18 protein-coding genes are annotated in these 17317 nt (G+C 60.7%); 16 read left to right on the top strand and 2 right to left on the bottom strand.

Features of this window, described 5'->3' with window-relative positions; genetic code table 11:
- The first annotated feature begins 29 nt into the window (after positions 1-29).
- The 14 genes from B9Z01_RS32550 (at position 30) to B9Z01_RS32485 (ending at position 14120) form a co-directional block, all read left to right on the top strand.
- Positions 30-722 (top strand): amino acid ABC transporter permease, encoded by a 693-nt coding sequence (locus tag B9Z01_RS32550; protein WP_085489659.1) that lies wholly within the window; start codon positions 30-32, stop codon positions 720-722.
- 14 nt (positions 723-736) lie between these two features.
- Positions 737-1471: an amino acid ABC transporter ATP-binding protein gene (locus B9Z01_RS32545; RefSeq protein WP_085489658.1), complete on the top strand. Its 735-nt coding sequence runs from the start codon at positions 737-739 to the stop codon at positions 1469-1471.
- A 29-nt stretch (positions 1472-1500) separates the two neighbouring features.
- Entirely contained in the window at positions 1501-2295 is a 795-nt protein-coding gene (locus B9Z01_RS32540; protein ID WP_244196211.1) for an IclR family transcriptional regulator, read from the top strand.
- A 783-nt stretch (positions 2296-3078) separates the two neighbouring features.
- Entirely contained in the window at positions 3079-3753 is a 675-nt protein-coding gene (locus B9Z01_RS32535; protein WP_085489656.1) for a DUF3577 domain-containing protein, read from the top strand.
- 590 nt (positions 3754-4343) lie between these two features.
- Positions 4344-4763: an antirestriction protein gene (locus B9Z01_RS32530; RefSeq protein ID WP_085489727.1), complete on the top strand. Its 420-nt coding sequence runs from the start codon at positions 4344-4346 to the stop codon at positions 4761-4763.
- 74 nt (positions 4764-4837) lie between these two features.
- Positions 4838-5380, top strand: coding sequence for a hypothetical protein (locus tag B9Z01_RS32525; protein WP_085489655.1), 543 nt, complete (start codon positions 4838-4840; stop codon positions 5378-5380).
- A 117-nt stretch (positions 5381-5497) separates the two neighbouring features.
- Positions 5498-6034, top strand: a complete 537-nt coding sequence (locus B9Z01_RS32520; RefSeq protein ID WP_085489654.1) for a hypothetical protein — start codon at positions 5498-5500, stop codon at positions 6032-6034.
- A 298-nt stretch (positions 6035-6332) separates the two neighbouring features.
- On the top strand, positions 6333-6893 hold the full coding sequence (locus tag B9Z01_RS32515) for a DUF3275 family protein (protein ID WP_085489653.1): 561 nt from the start codon (positions 6333-6335) through the stop codon (positions 6891-6893).
- Between the two features lie 74 nt (positions 6894-6967).
- Positions 6968-8074: a DUF6094 domain-containing protein gene (locus B9Z01_RS32510; RefSeq protein ID WP_085489652.1), complete on the top strand. Its 1107-nt coding sequence runs from the start codon at positions 6968-6970 to the stop codon at positions 8072-8074.
- Positions 8075-8146: 72 nt separating this feature from the next.
- Complete coding sequence (locus B9Z01_RS32505; protein WP_085489651.1) at positions 8147-8599, top strand: hypothetical protein; 453 nt, start codon at positions 8147-8149, stop codon at positions 8597-8599.
- A gap of 300 nt (positions 8600-8899) precedes the next feature.
- Positions 8900-9511 (top strand): hypothetical protein, encoded by a 612-nt coding sequence (locus B9Z01_RS32500; RefSeq protein WP_085489650.1) that lies wholly within the window; start codon positions 8900-8902, stop codon positions 9509-9511.
- A 317-nt stretch (positions 9512-9828) separates the two neighbouring features.
- Positions 9829-12129: a DEAD/DEAH box helicase gene (locus tag B9Z01_RS32495; RefSeq protein WP_143809125.1), complete on the top strand. Its 2301-nt coding sequence runs from the start codon at positions 9829-9831 to the stop codon at positions 12127-12129.
- Between the two features lie 130 nt (positions 12130-12259).
- Entirely contained in the window at positions 12260-12613 is a 354-nt protein-coding gene (locus B9Z01_RS32490; RefSeq protein WP_143809124.1) for a DUF3085 domain-containing protein, read from the top strand.
- Between the two features lie 235 nt (positions 12614-12848).
- Positions 12849-14120, top strand: a complete 1272-nt coding sequence (locus tag B9Z01_RS32485; protein WP_244196210.1) for a carbon-nitrogen hydrolase family protein — start codon at positions 12849-12851, stop codon at positions 14118-14120.
- A gap of 116 nt (positions 14121-14236) precedes the next feature.
- Here B9Z01_RS32485 and B9Z01_RS32480 read toward each other — a convergent pair whose 3' ends face one another.
- Complete coding sequence (locus tag B9Z01_RS32480) at positions 14237-15331, bottom strand: acyltransferase family protein (RefSeq protein ID WP_244196223.1); 1095 nt, start codon at positions 15329-15331, stop codon at positions 14237-14239.
- On the opposite strand from B9Z01_RS32480, the gene B9Z01_RS36475 reads away from it, so the two are divergent.
- On the top strand, positions 15236-15472 hold the full coding sequence (locus B9Z01_RS36475) for a hypothetical protein (protein ID WP_244196227.1): 237 nt from the start codon (positions 15236-15238) through the stop codon (positions 15470-15472). The two genes, B9Z01_RS32480 and B9Z01_RS36475, sit on opposite strands and share 96 nt — an antisense overlap.
- Positions 15473-15654: 182 nt before the next feature.
- A complete protein-coding gene (locus tag B9Z01_RS32475) occupies positions 15655-15945 on the top strand; it encodes a hypothetical protein (RefSeq protein WP_085489647.1) in 291 nt (96 codons plus the stop codon).
- A 291-nt stretch (positions 15946-16236) separates the two neighbouring features.
- Here B9Z01_RS32475 and B9Z01_RS36965 read toward each other — a convergent pair whose 3' ends face one another.
- A complete protein-coding gene (locus B9Z01_RS36965; protein ID WP_085489646.1) occupies positions 16237-16740 on the bottom strand; it encodes a restriction endonuclease in 504 nt (167 codons plus the stop codon).
- Positions 16741-17317 lie beyond the last annotated feature (577 nt).

Below are 17317 nucleotides of genomic sequence, written 5' to 3'. Positions count from 1 at the left end.
CTGCGCTCGCTCACGCTTGAGGTTTCGACATGACTATCGACACGCTCATGACGTATCTGACGCCCTTGTTGCAGGGCGCGTGGTGGACAGTCGCGCTGTTCGCCGCATCGTCGCTGCTTTCAGTTGCGTTGGGAATCGTGGTGTGTTTGTGCCGGATATCGTCCCGGCCTGCGCTCCGTTCAGCTGCGAAGGTTTACATCGATGTCATTCGGGGCACTCCGCTTCTCGTGCAGTTGTTCTTCATCTACTACGGCCTTCCCGAACTCGGCCTGGTGATGCCGGGTTTTGCCGCGGGCGTGTTGGGCTTGGTGTTGAACTTCGGCGCATATCTGGCAGAGCTGTTCCGTGGTGGCATTCAATCGGTCGACAACGGGCAGTTCGAAGCATCGCGCGCGCTCGGCATGACCGCGGCTCAGCGCATGCGCGTGATCGTCATGCCGCAGGCGTTACGCACCATTTTCCCCGCGCTCGGCAACTATGCTCTTGTGCTCGTGAAGGATACGTCACTTGTCGCGGTGCTGAGCGTGTACGAACTCATGCGCGCGGGTCAGATGCTTGCCGGCGCAACGTTCCAGGCGCTGCTCGTCTATTCGCTCGTCGGCGCTATCTATTTCGTATTGTGCAGTGTGCTCTCTTTCTTCTTCAGACGCGCCGAGAAAACACTCACGATACCCGGCTACTGGGACGGCACGGCCGAACACAATCCCGTCGCCAAAATTTGAAAGGAGCATCGCGCATGGAACCGATCATATCGATGCGTTCCGTCTCCAAGTGGTACGACGCGTTTCAGGTTCTCGACGATATCAACCTCGATGTGCAACCCGGGGAAAAGCTCATCCTTTGCGGTCCGTCCGGATCCGGAAAATCCACGACGATCCGCCTGCTAAACCGGCTGGAGGAACACCAGAAGGGCAATATCGTCGTGCGCGGCGTCACGCTCGACGACGATCCCACGAATGTGCGCAAAGTTCGTGCGGACGTTGGAATGGTGTTTCAGCACTTCAACCTGTTTCCGCACCTCACTGCGCTGGAGAACTGCACGGTTTCGCTGAGACTGGTACGCAAGCTCCCGGAAAACGAGGCGAATACGCTCGCGATGCATTACCTCGAACGCGTAAAAATCGCGCAGCATGCCAGCAAACATCTGGGGCAATTGTCGGGCGGCCAGAAGCAGCGCGTTGCGATCGCGCGCAGCCTGTGCATGCAGCCCAAAATCATGCTGTTCGACGAACCCACCTCCGCACTCGATCCGGAAATGGTGAAGGAAGTGCTCGACACAATGGTCCAACTTGCTCGCGACGGAATGACGATGATCTGCGTCACGCACGAAATGGGTTTCGCGCGCGAAGTGGGCGATCGTGTTGTGTTCATGGATCATGGCAAAATTGTCGAGATCTGCGAACCGTCACGTTTCTTCAGTGCTCCGCAGTCGACACGCGCACGCGAATTCCTCGGCCAGATCGTTGCCTGAGGATCGCAGGACCAGGACTTGGGGCTCAAATGAACGATATGGCGCACAACGAGGAATCTCGCCTCTACATCAACTCCCTCGCGCGCGGCTTGCAATTGCTGACCGCATTCACAGCGGACCGCCCGGCGATGAAACTCGGCGATCTGGCGGTGGCCGCCGGAATGACCAAAAGCGCCGCGCAACGCTTCGCCTTTACACTCGTGGCGCTCGGTTATCTGCACAAGAACGAAGCCACCAAAGTGTATTCCCTCGCGCCGAGTTCGCTTGAAATCGGGCTGCGCTATTTGCAGACCAACCAGCTCATCAAGACCGCGAACCCCTATGTTCATGCGCTCAATCGCGCCTGCCAGGAGACCTGCATTGTCGCCGAATTAGACGGTCACGATGTCGTCTATATCGCTCGTTTCCCGACACATCGCGAGATGTTCGTGAACATGCCGATTGGCATGCGCTTGCCGGTCTATTGCACGGCGACCGGACGCTCGATTCTCGCCTGCCTGCCCGACGAGGCCGCCTTTGCGCTGCTCGCGGCGTGCGACCGGGTGGCCTACACGTCGGAAACGATAACGGATCTCGGGCGACTCAAAAGCCTCCTCGTTGAAGCCCGCGAGCGCGGCTTCGCGTGGGCCAATGGCGAGTACTACAACGGCGACATCAACATCAGTGCGGCTATTCTCGCACCCAACGGGAAGCCGATCGGCGCAGTGAACATTTCGGCTCCTTCTACACGCTGGACGCTGGCCACTGCAATCGCGGAACTTGGACCTCAGGTCGTCGAGACTGCGCGGGCGATAGCAAGTTCGAATCTCGCGCCTGCCCGGTAGCGTCGCTATTCGACGGAGGTGGGATTGCCACCGCATCGCAATCTCATGCGCGCGAGAAGTTGACTTGCAGGCTCCTCATAGATGCCTCGCTGGAAGCTTGCTACCTGGCGCTTCCTCATCGCCGGCGCAGTGTAGCTGCCACCGACACTACAAGGAAGACGGCCGGTTTCGCGCTCCCGAACGTTTGATTAAAGGGATCGTGACTGTCCGCAACGGGTCGAGAGTGTTAGTTCGCTGATCCAGGAAGCTGGTGTGCCGCCGCTCGACCCCGCCAACGTCGGCAATCCGCCGCCACATCGCCGACATAGAACCCAGTCCTCCCCGCTGACGGCTATGGCCGATCTGCTCGCATTGACTATTCGGCAGGTTTCGGAGTGGACGAGCGGCAGTTCCTGGCCGGTTTAGTACCGACGCAGGAGAGTCGACGTGGCGGATCACGCAGCATACCCAGACTGATCATCCACGTGATGCCTCGTGAGACATTGAGACGCCGGGATTCAGCTTAGTGATATTGACTCGTCCTGCAAATCATTCATTCAGACAGCAACCTTGATTTTTCTATATTGCCGCCTATGATTCCGGACTGAAGTCGCCCGCTGGAGCCCATCCAGCATCCTTTGCAGTACCGTCGCCCGTGCGACACCTTTTGCGGTTACGCTTCGTCCCATCGTCTGGACCACCGCAGGTCGTCTGACCAGAAGCTTCCTTGCTGACCCGTCTGGGGAATTGTCATTCCCCGGCACGGGTACTGGCGATTCCCCTTTTTCGTTCTGGAGAATCGTCATGAACCAGCCTGTCGAATCCCGCAAGTATTTCGATCTTCATCTGCGCGGCCTCGGGTATCTGTCCCGCGTCCGCGATGTCACCGCCCGTGGCAATGGCCGCAGTAAAGCCAAACCCTTTCTCGCATGCGCAATCTCCGCGTTTCACGGCGACCCGAATGTCGAAAACGGCATCGTCTACCTGCCGCTCGATCTGATCGTCTCCGGCGAAAAAGCGAAGGAGGCAGTCCACTCCGTCATGAACGACGCCAACGATCCGGACGTGAAGGTGCTCGTCGCCTTCCGGTCCGGCGACCACTATATCCGTACATTCGAACGCACCGGCAACCGCGCTGGCGAAACGGGCGCCGTCCTCAAGGGCCGTCTCCTCAAGCTCTTCTGGATCAAGGTCGACGGCCAGGAAGTCTATCGCGACGAAGGCGACGACACTGACGTCAGCGCCGATAGGTCCCAGGAAGTTATCGACGAGCATGAGCCGTCGACAGAATATCGTGACGACCACGACACGCCTGCGGCCGGAGAACCGGTCGACGGTCGCGACGGCGAAGAGTCCGGCGAGAACGCACCGGCAGCCGACACCCCATCCGGACGCGCCGCGCCGCGCAACAACCGCTATCCACCGCTTCGCCGTCAGGGTGGTGGTCACGTCCGTCAGACTGCTGCCGGCAACCGGTAAGCCGCAATACCTGACGTCCCCCGCTCACGCGGGGGAATTCTGTCCACGCCGGGCCGGTCTGCCGGCTTTCCGGAGCCACACACCACAAGACGCTCCGGAAAGCCGGTACAGGCCCGTGGCTTATTGCCTGGGCCCACGGCGGCCCCTTCACGCCGTGCCGTTTGTGCTGGACGGCTCGCACCGGTCCAGACAGATGCCTGGCAGCCCACTGCCTGCCAGGCGTTATCCGTGATTCACCGTCCAGGTCAATGACGAATAACCGTTTCACTGCCGGCCTGCCAGTTGCAGGCTCGTCCGTCGTCACGAGAGGCGGCACGTTTTGCAGTCCTGTCCGGCGCCACTGTCTGCGCGGCTGCACCCGGCAAACCCGCCAGGTCCGGATTGTCTTCCCCGCCTGGCGTTCGCGCGCCCGAAGGGCCCGGCTGCCTCTTTTCACGAGGCAGTTTCTACTGCCCGCCGCACCCAACTCTCCTGCCCGTCAGTCACGGACCGGCATCCGCGTCACTGATGGCGTTCGCTTTGTTCAACCCACGCGGGGAATGCGCTTCCCCGCCGGGGCAGTCGTCCTCCGCCCTTTCCTGGAGGATGTCATGAATTCAACCACTGAAACACACGCCATCGTGGCTACCCTCGTGCCCGAGGAACGCCGCATGGAAATACTGCCGCGCTATTTCGGCAGGCACATGATCCGCGGTGAGATTGCCGTGTACGTAGCGATGGAGTCGCTTTGCGACACCTACCGCGGTGGATTCTGGGACTACATCGAGCTGTCCAACGGCACGTTCTACATGGCGCCACGCATGGATGGTCCGCTGACTATCAGTTGCAACGGCAACGGCTATGCTGGCGAGATGAGTTGCGACGCGGCCGGTATTGTCGCGACGCTCTTCGCGCTGAACGCCATGGCGTGGTCAACCGAAGACGAGACATTCACCGATCTCTATCACCGGCTGCTTGACTTCGTGCCGTCCCACCCCGAGGCTTGCGAGATCTTCGCCGCCATCGACTGACGACTCACCATTCCTTCCCCCTTGCGGAACGCAGCCCGCAGGGGCGCGTCTCCGTACTCTTCCCGGAGACAACCATGTCAACCTGTGCACTCCTCGTTGCCCGACCGCGCGACACGCAAAATGTTCTCCGCAGACCCAGCACACTGGGCCACGCGGCGAACTGGCAGGATGAGGACAGCGATTCACCGCAGCCGCTCTTCGAGTGCCGCGACGGACGATCGCTGCCGCGCTATACCGACCGGAACGTCAATCTTCCCGACGGTCTTTACCTCGGACTCTTCAACGGACGCGACGCGCCGCTCACTGCATCGCCCGGATCTGGATTTGACGGTCCACTGATCGGCCGTCTGCGTTACTGCCATACGATCGAGGCACGCGAAATAAAGCTTGAGTTTCTCGATCCATTCGAAGGCCGCCTGTTCTTCCCGGACATGGAGATTGTCGCGGGACCCGACGGCCACGTCCCCACGGGCCGGATCACGCTGCCAGTCCAGTCCGGGCTGAGCTCGGGCGCGATCGTGTTCGATGACCGGTACTTCGCCGACTGGACAGTTTTCATCATCAGCTCAGTGCGCACCGTCATCGGTCGCGACCTCCGCTCGCAACAACGGGTGTGACCGCGGCCCTGCCGCTGCCTCACCTCTCCTTCAACTGCACCGGCTCAATGGTGCGTTCCCCGCGGGCGTCGTACCCGCCCCGGGGATGATGCGCCGCTTCACTTCATGAGGTGCATCATGGGATGGCTATTTGCTCATGGGCAGACCCGCTCGCAACTGATCGAACGTCTGACCCGCTACGAAGAACACAACGGCACGACACGCCAGTGTCTGCGCCACTGCACCAGTGGCAACGTGCTCTGGACCGTATGGGAAATCGTGCGGCCCGATGAGGCGCCGTTCCGCTACATCGGCTGCAATCTGCTCGCGTGGGACAAGGGCTGCACCGGCTGGGGATACAAGGATATGTGCGAGGAAATGGAACCGTTCTATTACTCGTGTCCCCTGGCCTATCTCGACATGGTTCCGCCCGTCTCCCCCGGATGGCGCGAACAGGTCCGCGCCTGGCACGCTGCGCGCTCACGCGCTCTCGCGCCTGGCGACGTCCTGACGCTCAGCGGACTATCGATCAGCGAAGCCGTCGTGGTCAGCCGGCAGCGCCGTACGTGGATCGTCGAAAGTGACGGCCAGCTCTTCCGGTTTCCACCGCGTCTCTTCCGTCACATCATCCGGCAGCGGCGCGCAGACGAATCTGCCACGCAGCCCACCGCGTAATTCGTATCGATTGTTCCCGACTGTTCCATTCCGCCTGGCTTCCATGCCAGGCGTCACTCCAGGCGCGTGCACGACTGACGCCCGTCTGGCATGACCGGCTCCTGCTGATCTGCCCGATGCAGATCCGTCCACGTTACGCGACACCGCAGTTGCCTTCCGGCGCCACTGTCTGCGCGGCTGCCTGCCCGCCATCGACACCCGATAGCGGGCAGACGGAATTCATCCGCAAGCAATCTTTCCCAACCAGCGGGACGCCATGCCCGTCAGGGGCGCTCCCGCCTCATCTCGTGGAGGCATCATGATTTCCCTTTCCGGCACGCTCGACGTGCGCACCATCAAGGGTAGCAACGGCCCGTTCCAGGTCGGCGAACTCACGACGTCCGTCGGCGAGTTCAAGGTCAAGGACAAGGTCCTCGAACAGTTCGAGCCCGGCGCCTACACGGGCACCTTCCTGATCGACAAGATCTACCCACACAGCTACATGTGGTACGGCAAGGTCACCGTCGAGATCCGCGCGAGGCTCGCCGATGTGCAGCTCGACAACGACGAACCGTTCAGCGAAACCGGACAGGCGCCCGCCTCCACTGAACCGGACCCGGCCGACGAGGAACGTGCACCTGGCACGGCGGCCACTACACGCGCCGATGACGCTCCTGTCTCCGCTCAGGCTGGTAGCGACCCGGGTGAGCTGTATCTGCCCGACCTGTTCGGGACGGAATTGTCCGACGCCATCGTGGCCAGCGAGCCCGTGAAGCTCGATCCCACTGTTGAGCGCGGCGTGTTCCGTCAGCAGCGCGACCAGCTTCGCGCATTCGGCTACGCCTTCCAGGCCTCCACCCAGACCTGGCTGAAGGCCTGATTTCCCAATCGCGGGCGTGCCGGAACTTCAGTCCACCGACACGCCTTTCCGTCTGCATACCGAAGGAGTTTCACATGGCCCTGATCTTTCCCCGCCTCGCCAGAAATTTCATCAGGAATGGCTATTTTCCGACCGACGCCGTCACGCTCGGCCGGATCATCCCCGCCCTTGCACTGGCCGATCCCGACCGTCCCGTGCGGCTACTCGATCCGTGCTGCGGCGAAGGCGCTGCGCTGCGCGACCTGAAGGACGCACTCGCGATGTATGCGAGCACGCCCGACACGCTGCGTGCATTCGGCGTCGAATACGACCGCGAGCGCGCATGGCATGCGAAGGACGTGCTGGACACCGTGGCGCACACCGACGTCCACGACATGTTCATCACCGCGCGCAGCATGGGTCTGCTGTTCCTCAACCCGCCATACGGCGACGTCGTATCGGACAAGGCACAGACCGGCGAGCGTCAGCCGGATCGCCTCGAAAAGCTCTTCTACATGAAGACGGTCCCGTGGCTCGCATTCGATGGCGTGCTCGTGCTGATCGTGCCGCACTACGTCATGGATCGCGAGTTCGCGACCATGATTGCCCGCAACTTCGCACACGTCGCCGTGTTCCTCGCACCCGACCAGACATTCAAACAGCTCGTCCTCTTCGGCGTCAAACGGCGCGCCGGCGGTGTCGACAGCGCACTGGCTGCACGTCTGGCCCGCATCACAGAAGGCGAGTTGCCACCGGAACTGCCCGAACACTGGACGGCAGATCCGTACCGCATTCCTTCGACGGCCGGCGAACACGCGTTCATGTCCACCCGGATCGATGCGCCGCAACTCGAACATGAACTGGAACGCCTGCAGAGCGCCACGCTCTGGCCACAGTTCGCCACCATGTTCGCTTCGAAGGCGGTCGTACCGCGCCGGCCACTGCGCGACCTGTCTGACTGGCATCTCGCCCTGGCACTTGCGGCCGGACAGATCACTGGTGTGGTTACCGGTACCGACGGCACACGGCTGCTCATCCGTGGCGACACCATCAAGCAGAAGGAACAGGAAGTCCAGATCGAAGAAACCGACAAGGGCGACATCCGGACCACGATCCTGATGCGCGACCGTTTCGTTCCAACGATCGCGGGAATCGACTTCACACCCGGCCCAAACCTCGGCCGCATTGTCACGATCCGCTGATGCGGATGACTTCTTTAACCCTGCGGGCCCTCGCCCCGCAGGAGCGGGCTCCGCACTGACAGGACTCGCACCATGACTGATGCACATCACCCGGAGCAACGCCTTCCCGCGTTCATGGTTGGCTACAGCCTCGATCGCACCCACCGGATTGTCGTCGGCATCCGGGCTGCAAACCCCAATGCTGCCTGTGCTATTGCGCACGCGGCGTTCAAGGCCGGCACGCTCTGGGACGATACGCCCGACAGACCGCTGCTCTACGACGATGATGAGGAGATCGACGGGCAGACCGTGCAATTCGATGCCACACCGGTGGCCATCTGGCCACAGGCCCATCCATCGGTCGCCGCATCGAAAGTTCGGGCCGCTGCGCCACGCCTGCTCGCGCTGGTTCGGCTTATCGGGAGCCGGTTGCCTCACGCGACGATGACCGGAACGTGGCATCCCGAAACCCTGTTGATGATGACGCTCACGGCTGGACAGGCACGCAAGCTTCACGCGCTGCTGGAAACGCTGTTGGGCTGTTGATCTGCCGGTTCTCTTTCAATCCCTTGTGCGCCCCGTCCGGGGCGCTTTCCCGGACCGTCGCAGACGACGTTCGGGGAAAGCGGTTTCCGTCACAATCCGCCGTAGCAATACCCGCTGGTCTGCCGGCAGCCGACCCGTCGTCGCCCGTTACGCGACACCTTTCGCAGTATCGCTGCAGCCTCTTTCCGGCGCCTTCGTCTGCGCGGCTGCGGCTTCCTTCGGGAAGCCCCGGAATTGTCGTTAAACCCGCCCGGGCCACCCACCCGGTGGGTGCCCCGGACACTTATCCGGGAGCATCCCATGCTATATCCCGTCAAGGAACTGCAGGACATCTTCGTCGATGCCTGCGTGCGTACACCCAATGGCGAACTCGCCTTCATTTCCGTGTTCGGTCGTGATGGCGCCGTCCAGCAACTCTACGCGTCGCTGCATCTGGGCATCCAGGAGGGCGGTATCCGCCAGATCACGCTGCTCGATCCCGACACCAGCCAGACGCTGGCAGCGGTTCCGGTCGGTGATCCCCGGCGGCTGGACAAGTACAGCGGTCGCCTGCCGAAAGACAACCTGTTCGGCAACCTCGTTCATACATGGATCTATGACGAGTCGCTTCTCAATCCGTCGAAGGCCACTGGCTCAGCCTGGCTGCTAGTCGACCGCGAAACGCAGACGCACGACGTCGAGTCTCTCGAAGCCCGCACCTGGTCGCTGATCGAACAGCTCAGTCCGCTCCCGCTGCTGCCGCACTGGCGCGCGCTGGTCCTCGGCATGCTCGGAGACCAACTGGTGAACAGCCTCGACCAGACACCCCACACACCCATCGGGCGTCTCCACGCATCCCAGATCGCACTGCCTGACTCGTTCAGCGGGGCGATCTCCGGCTTCGTTCGCAACGGCTCACTCGGGCTCGACTGACCCGCGGGCATCCGTCCTCAGGCCACACAGGCAGCCATTTATTTCTTTGACAACCCGCGGGGCGTGCATCCCGTCCAGGGAACGTGTCGCCCCGTATTCTGGAGGTACATCATGGCCAATACGTATTACGACGGCACGGGCGTCCTCGTGCTCGATCATGTCACCCGTGTCATCACGGCACTGTTCCGTGCCTTCCTGCCCGATCCCGACTGAGCTGGGCTACACCTCTCTTTCTTTTCCCAACCCGCGCGGGGATACACCGTTCCCAGCCGGGTTCCTGGTGTATTCCCGCGCCTGTTCTTCTGATGAGGTATCCCATGGAAACCCTTGAACCGTCACTCGAGCCCGTCAGCAATCCCGTGGAGAACGGTGATGCGGTATCAGACGGCGAAACATCCATCATTGCCTTGCCGGCCTTTATCTCGAACTTCGGCGCCGGCCTGCTCGACGCCGTACGTCGGCAGAATCCATCCATCTACGATGGTCAACGCCCTGCACACTGGGACGTCCTGCTCGATGACCTCTCGCGCCAGCCGTTCCCGGCGCAACGCGAGGTCATTCATGCGATCACGACGCTGCTCACACAGCATGCACCGGGTGGCGTCATCAACGCCGAGATGGGAACCGGCAAGACGCTGATGGGTATCGGCGTGGCCGTCCTGCTGCATCACTGCGGCTATCCGCGCACGCTCGTCATCGCGCCGCCCCACCTCGTCTACAAGTGGCGACGCGAAATCAGAACGACGGTGCCAGGTGCCCGCGTCTGGATCCTCAACGGCCCGGACACGCTGCGCAAGCTTCTGCAGTTGCGAGTCATGCGCTCGAAACCCACAGTAACGGAGTTCTTCATTCTCGGCCGTGTTCGCATGCGCATGGGATTCGACTGGAAGCCCGCCTTCGCACGCCGTGTCGCCACACTCGACATGGAAACCGACGCGATCACGCGCGTGTTTGCCTGCTGCCCATCCTGCGGTGAGTTTGTGTGCGATGAGGATGGCAATCCGCTGACGCCCACCCTGGCTCGCACCGCACTCAACGAAAAGCGCCGGGCATGCAGTTGCGGCGAACGGCTGTGGACCCTGGCGCCCAAAGGCCAGGGCACGCGCTCGATGCGCGAGCTCGTCAAGGGCGCATTGCTGCAGATGCCCACCGTTGGCGACAAAACTGCCGAACGCCTGCTCTCCCGTTTCGGCGAATCGATGCTCGCTGACATGCTTCAGGACAATGTGTTCGAGTTCATCAACCTGATGGACGACAGCGGCGAACTCGTCTTCTCTGACCGGCAGGCCAGACGTATGGAGCGTGCACTGGCTCACACCGAAATCTCGTTCGGCCAGGGTGGCTATCAGGCCTCTGAGTTCGTGAAACGCTATCTTCCACAAGGCTACTTCGGTCTGCTCATCGCCGATGAAGGCCACGAATACAAGAACGAAAACTCCGCCCAGGGTCAGGCAATGGGCGTACTCGCCCGCAAGTCGTCGAAAACCCTGCTGCTCACCGGCACGCTGATGGGCGGCTACGCCGACGATCTCTATCACCTGCTCTATCGCCTGAATCCATCGATGTTGATCGAGGACGGATTCAACTACAACAGCAACGGCTCGATGGCCGCAGCAACGATGGCCTTCATGCGCGAGCATGGCGTGCTCGTCGATATCCACAGACAGGTCGATGAAGGTTCACACCGCACCGCGAAGGGCGATCGCAGGAGCGTCTCGACGGTCAAGGGTCCTGGTTTCGGCCCCAAGGGCATCATGCGGTACGTCGTGCCCTACACGGCCTTCCTGAAGCTCTCGCAGATAGGTCAGAACGTCCTGCCGCCGTACGACGAATCGCTGCTACCGGTTACGCTGTCCGATGAGATGGCCGCAGCCTATCGAACGCTCGAATCGACGCTCACATCGGAACTGCGCGCCGCACTACGCTGCGGTGACAAGAGCCTGCTCGGCGTGGTGCTCAACGCACTGCTCGCGTGGCCGGAATGCTGCTTTCGCCCGGAACTTGTGCGACATCCACGCACCAAGCGGATTCTCGCCAGCGTGCCTGCCTTGCTGCGCGACAATGAGCCTGGACCGAAGGAAGCGGAGCTGTTGCGGCTTGTTCGGGGTGAACTGTTGAACCGCCGACGCACGCTCGTCTACACGACCTATACCGGCACACGTGATACGTCGGTACGACTGAAAAATCTGCTCGATGCGGTCGGTGTCAGGACATCGGTGCTGCGCGCAAGCGTCCCTGCCGAAAAACGTGAGGACTGGGTCGCCGACCAGCTGGAGCGTGGTGCAGAAGTCATCATCACGAACCCCGAACTGGTCAAGACCGGGCTCGACCTGCTCGAATTTCCGACCATCGCATTCCTGCAGTCCGGGTACAACACGTACACACTGCAGCAGGCCGCAAGGCGCAGCTGGCGTATCGGCCAGACGCTCGATGTCACCGTGCGGTTTCTTGCCTATGAGGACACAGCGCAGATGCGCTGCCTGAAACTGATGGGCCAGAAGATCGCCGTTTCGCAATCGACTTCCGGCGACATGCCGGAATCCGGTCTCGACATTCTCAACCAGGGCGGTGAAAGCATCGAGGTCGCCCTCGCCCGCCAGCTTGTGAATCAGGATTAGCAGGCAACACGGGCTCAACTGCCGCCGCTCGCCTTTCCGTATGAACCGGTGAGCGTCGCGGTACGCACTTTTTCCGCATGCGGATCCGACGACCCGCCTCATTCTTCCCAAACTTCTGGAGGTCATCATCATGATCTGTTTCACCGCTTCCGATCTGCGCCCGGTGCTCATCGAAGCCCGTTCCCACGCCTGCCCCGTTATCCTCGTCAAGGATCAGGGCGTGTACATGCTGCCGGAAAGAAGTGACGCGCCTGCCAATGGCCAGCCGCGACAGATCGCGTATGCCGTTGGATGCAACCCTGACACGGTGCCGTTTGACGAATGGTGGAATCGTGCTCTCGCAGAGTTTGGTGGTGACGATTTCGCCGAATATTTCGATCACGACAACGCCATCTTTGATCGCGTCATCAATGACGGATGGAATCTGGAAATCCGGGCGGACGCAAGCCACCTCTATCTGGATGCGGTCGAGCCCGGAGCATGACGAGTTCGTCCGCCGGTGCCAGCGCATTAACCCGACGCTGCCTCTGTTCTCGCAAGAGACAGGGGCATTCTTTTGTCTGCGCGTCGCGCATGTGCGCTCCAATTGGCGGCGAATGTCCTAAGATGCGTTTGCACACCCGAACAATACTGTATGCCGACAATCATGTGATCCAGTCGGCCGGCCAGCAGCGCGATTCGAAACTGCGACAGCAGCTGTCGCCTCTTCATCATGCCGCGTGCTGACCGTCATGCAGAACATCCCGTTACTGTCATCGCTTCGAGCCGTAGTTGTACGGCGAGCCGGAACATCGCTCTGGCATTGCCTGCCCGCAGCGGCCACCGGCATCATGGTTGCTGTATTGGCCTGGTATCCGGGGCATCATGCGCTCATGCTGCTTGCACTGCCCGCCGCCTGGTCTAGGTTACGCGGCCGGCTGGCCGCATTCACGATCTGGGCGAGCTACTACCTCACGGGTGCGCGTGACATTCCCGTTGTGTGCGAACGGTTCTTCGCGGGCTACCACGAACTCACCCGGCCCATTGCCTTGACGCTCGGTATCGCTTTGTGGCTGCTGCAGGCCATCGTGCTTGCGCTTCCGTGGACGATCCTGAAACCCGATCCGGCCGCATCAGCAATGAGCCATGCGTGGCGTACGGCGCTGGCAGCACTGGTTGTCACGGTTCCTCCCGTCGGCATCATCGGATGGTTGTCGCCCCTGTATGTGGCGAGCGCGCTGTACCCCGGCTGGCAGCTTGCAGGCATGATCCTCGGTATCGCTACGCTGTCTGCGGCGGCTTCGCGACAATGCGGGCCGAGGGCTTGGCTTGCGTGTGCAGTCCTCGCTGCACTGTCGGTCTGTGCGCATTGGCAATGGGTGCCTCCGGCCCCACCCGCCGGATGGACTGCGGTGGATACAACACTTGGTCGCTTTGACCAGTCCACCTATTCTTCACTCTACGCGCGCACCCTGCAACTGCGGACAATCGTTCACCGTACATTCGCAGGCGACGCCCGCGTGGTGATCCTGCCCGAGGAAATCGCCGGTCTGTGGCGCCCGGCCATGGCGTTATGGTGGCGTCCCGATATCGAGCGCATGCGCGCAGCGGGACAGACGCTCGTGGTCGGCATGGATATTACCGTGAGTACCACGCCGCTCCGCTACACCGACAGCGCGGTCGTCACGGGCACCGGACGCGGCCGGCTGGACAGCCGGCAACCCGTGCCGGTCGCGCTATGGCGGCCAGGCGGACAGATGAGCGCTATCAGAGGTTACATCGGCCAACCCTATCTGACGATCGCCGGCCGGCGTGCCGCGATGTCGCTGTGCTATGAGGACCTGCTGTGGTGGCCACACTGGCGAGCGCTAATGGACAGGCCCGACGTCGTGATCAGCCAGTCGAACGGATGGTTCGACGCAGACCTCGCGCTTGCAGGGATACAGCAGCAGGGTATCGCGTCAGTGGCACGTCTGGCGGGCGCACCACTCCTGCGCGCCACGAACCGATAAACGGTCGGCTTATTTGCGTACGCCGTTCACTGCGTCCTTGAATGCCTTGCCTGTTTCCGGTGTTGGCATATCAATCGTTGACAGTCGATGCAATTGACAAAATACGCGACGCCGTGTCAGAAGCGAGCGCCGTCCGGAACCCGTGCCGAGGCGCGAAGCCACCGCTGTTTAACGAAGCGATCGAGCGGCATCGCATAGCCTCGCGCAATCAATATGCTCATGGCAGCCGACAACACCAGATAAACGCCGAGCAACAGCAGTTTCTCATTACCGTGCGTTGCCGATGGTGAATACAACGTCCGAAGCCCGCCGAGCACAACGAGATGGAATAGATAAAGCTCATAGCTGAGTTTGCCGCTCCAGCGCAGCGGCGCTGACAGACGAGCGCTTGCGCGAGCACCATTGGCATGCGCGCCGATCAGCAACACAGCTGTGCCAAGTGCAATGCCGGTCACCCCGAAGACGTGGCTTTGCGCAATGGGCCACGCAAGATAGAGAATCATCATTCCGGTGACCGTCAGCCATTGCGTGATGCGCATCGCGAGTGCGTGCCACAGAGGCCGGTCCGCCAGCAATGCCGTACAGCAACCGATCGCGATACCGTCGAAGCATGCGAAGTACGCATAGAGGAAACCGCCTTCATCGCCCGAATGCGTCGCACGATATAAAGGGCCGATCGCGACGACGAACGCCCAGAACGCGAGCAGTCGTCTATCGCGGCGCAGCGCGATACAAAGCAGTGGAAACGACAGGTAGAACACCTCTTCGACCGAGAGCGACCAGAGCACGCCGAGCGCATAATTGACCCAGCCGTACGAACCGATCAGTACGTTCATCCAGAAAGTCAACGACGCCAAATTGACGAGCCAGAACGACACAGGCACGCCAAGCGGCGCATGATTGCCAAATATCGGCACGCTGGCCGCCGCCAGCCCGTTGACCAGGACGAGCAACAGGAGCAAACAGGGCATGATGCGCGCGATACGCGACACATAAAAAGCGCGCGCGTCGATTGCGCCGAGACAGCCCCATCGGCGCCGCGCGTTTGACGTGATCAGATAGCCCGAGATGACGAAGAACATCGTGACGCCGTAGTTGCCGTTCCGGACCACGGCATGCACGACGTCCCAGCCGAATGCGTGCGCGACGGCCGTATCGCGCAGGACGTAAGCGATATTGAAGTGATGCAGCAAGACAAGCAGGATCGACACTCCACGCAGCGTATCGATCCGCAGATTGCGCGGGCCCGCGCTCATGGCCTCTGTTCTGCCGCCGCGTTTGATGCGGATAGCACCTGCAGAAACGCGTCGCGCGATTGGATTGCGGCCTCAGCAGACCCAGCCGCCTCGTGAATCCGGACACGGCTGCAAAGGGTTGCTCGACGAGACCGTCCACACCGTTGACAATTGATTTTCATTTCGTAGACGATATCGCACCCATGTTGAGAAGAGAAGTATTCGTCACGTTTCTCTGTATGACATTATTCGCAGGCCGCGCAACTGCGGAGCAACCACAGAGGCCGCCAGGACCGGTAATGATGGTCCATTTCGATTACTACCCCAAGGACCGGGCGCGAATCCGCGTCCTGGAACATCAGCTAGAGCGCTCGATAAAACGTGCGGGCGTCGGTGAGCTTGGTGAGACAGAGTTTCATCTTGACGGCAATGATGGGTATTTGTATATGTACGGCCCTGATCCTGATCGATTGTATGGAGTGGCAGGTCCAATCCTGAAATCGTCCAAACTGATGACTGACGCCGAAGTCACGAAGCACTACGGTTCCCGCACGGAGACGTTCATGATGCACCGAGACGGCATCCGGTAACGACTCGATTTTCGAGGTTTCAGCGGGAACCTCATTTCGAAAGCTCGTATTGATCCTTCCCAGCACCAACCGGTCATGACCGTCCGCTAACGAGAGTGTGGAAAGATCGTTGCGGATCGATTTATGCCTTTTTCATACCGGGTGCGGTGCGCGATTCATCGAGGTAGCCATCGGACTGGCCTCGGCCAAGAGCCGCCAATGAACAATTGCAAAGACGGACGTTCAACGTCGGTATTTACCGGTGGACCGTAAGCCATCCGGTGGAATGCATTGTTAGGCAGTCCGCTCATGCTATGAGAGAGATTTTCTGAGTAGTGAATGCCAGTTGCCGAAGATATATCCATCAGCGGTAGCGTAGAAGTCCCTGTTGGTGCCGATAAATCTCGGTTGCGTCAAGGCTCGAGAAAACTCTGCCGAATTCAGCCGGCTAACTTTGCCCCACATGTCAGCGGTCATGTGATACAGGATATGCTCAACTTGGTCGTCTGGGAGAATACGAACAATCCCAATGCCGTTTGCACGAGCGTACTTTAGGGCCGATTGCTGAAGTGCACCTGACACTACCATGAGCCCTTTCCTATTTGCGCCGGTGATCTGGTCAAGTTTCGCTTTGAACTCTTCGACGTCGTCAACAGGAATTGAACCCGAGTAGTCCTTGCATTCGCATACCCAGAGCACCGACCACTGGTCAGAGCCTGGAATCCAGACCTCGATAGAGATATCAACGACGATGTCGCTGTCGCGGTCCCTTGAGTAGTAGCTTTTTTTTTGAACGCACGACCAAGCTTCGGCGATAGCCCTAAACGATCATTGGCCAACTCTCGCTGCACGGCCTCGAAAACGCGATCCTCAAAGGCATTTCCCTTTGCAACTGACGACATGAAGACTCCCTAAAGTAATGTAGTTCGTACTAACCCGCTGGCTATATCCGGCGCCTGTAGTTTAAGTTGGCGAGGAGAATCCTACTCGGCACCCCTCCTGTGTTGCGCGTTACACGGCCACTGGTACAGGTCCGTGAGCGAATTCGTTAAAAACACGCTATAGCCCGCGCACCGAGCAGGCTTATATTCAATGGGCGCACGCTGTTGAAATGACACGGTTTGCGGCATCCGTGAGGCATACCGTGCACCTTTTCGGGCGCTTTGGCCTTGAACGTACCATTTTGCTGAGTGACGGCTTTGTGGTTTTTATCTGAATGGCGGCTCAGGGTCGACCAGAGCCGACCGCTGTCGCCCCGGGTTCGGCCAACAACGGCCGGTCGAATCTTTGACGGTAATCGGTCAGTCGTTACTGTGCAGGTTTGTATTGAGTCCACCCCAGCGGGCGGCATTAGTCGGTAACACCTCGACTGCTCCGGTTTGGCTGTTTCGAC

The organism is Paraburkholderia susongensis, assembly GCF_900177725.1.
GTDB classification, from domain to species: domain Bacteria; phylum Pseudomonadota; class Gammaproteobacteria; order Burkholderiales; family Burkholderiaceae; genus Paraburkholderia; species Paraburkholderia susongensis.
The sequence above is the reverse complement of the archived record's forward strand: the minus strand, read 5'-3'. Positions and strand labels throughout refer to the sequence as shown.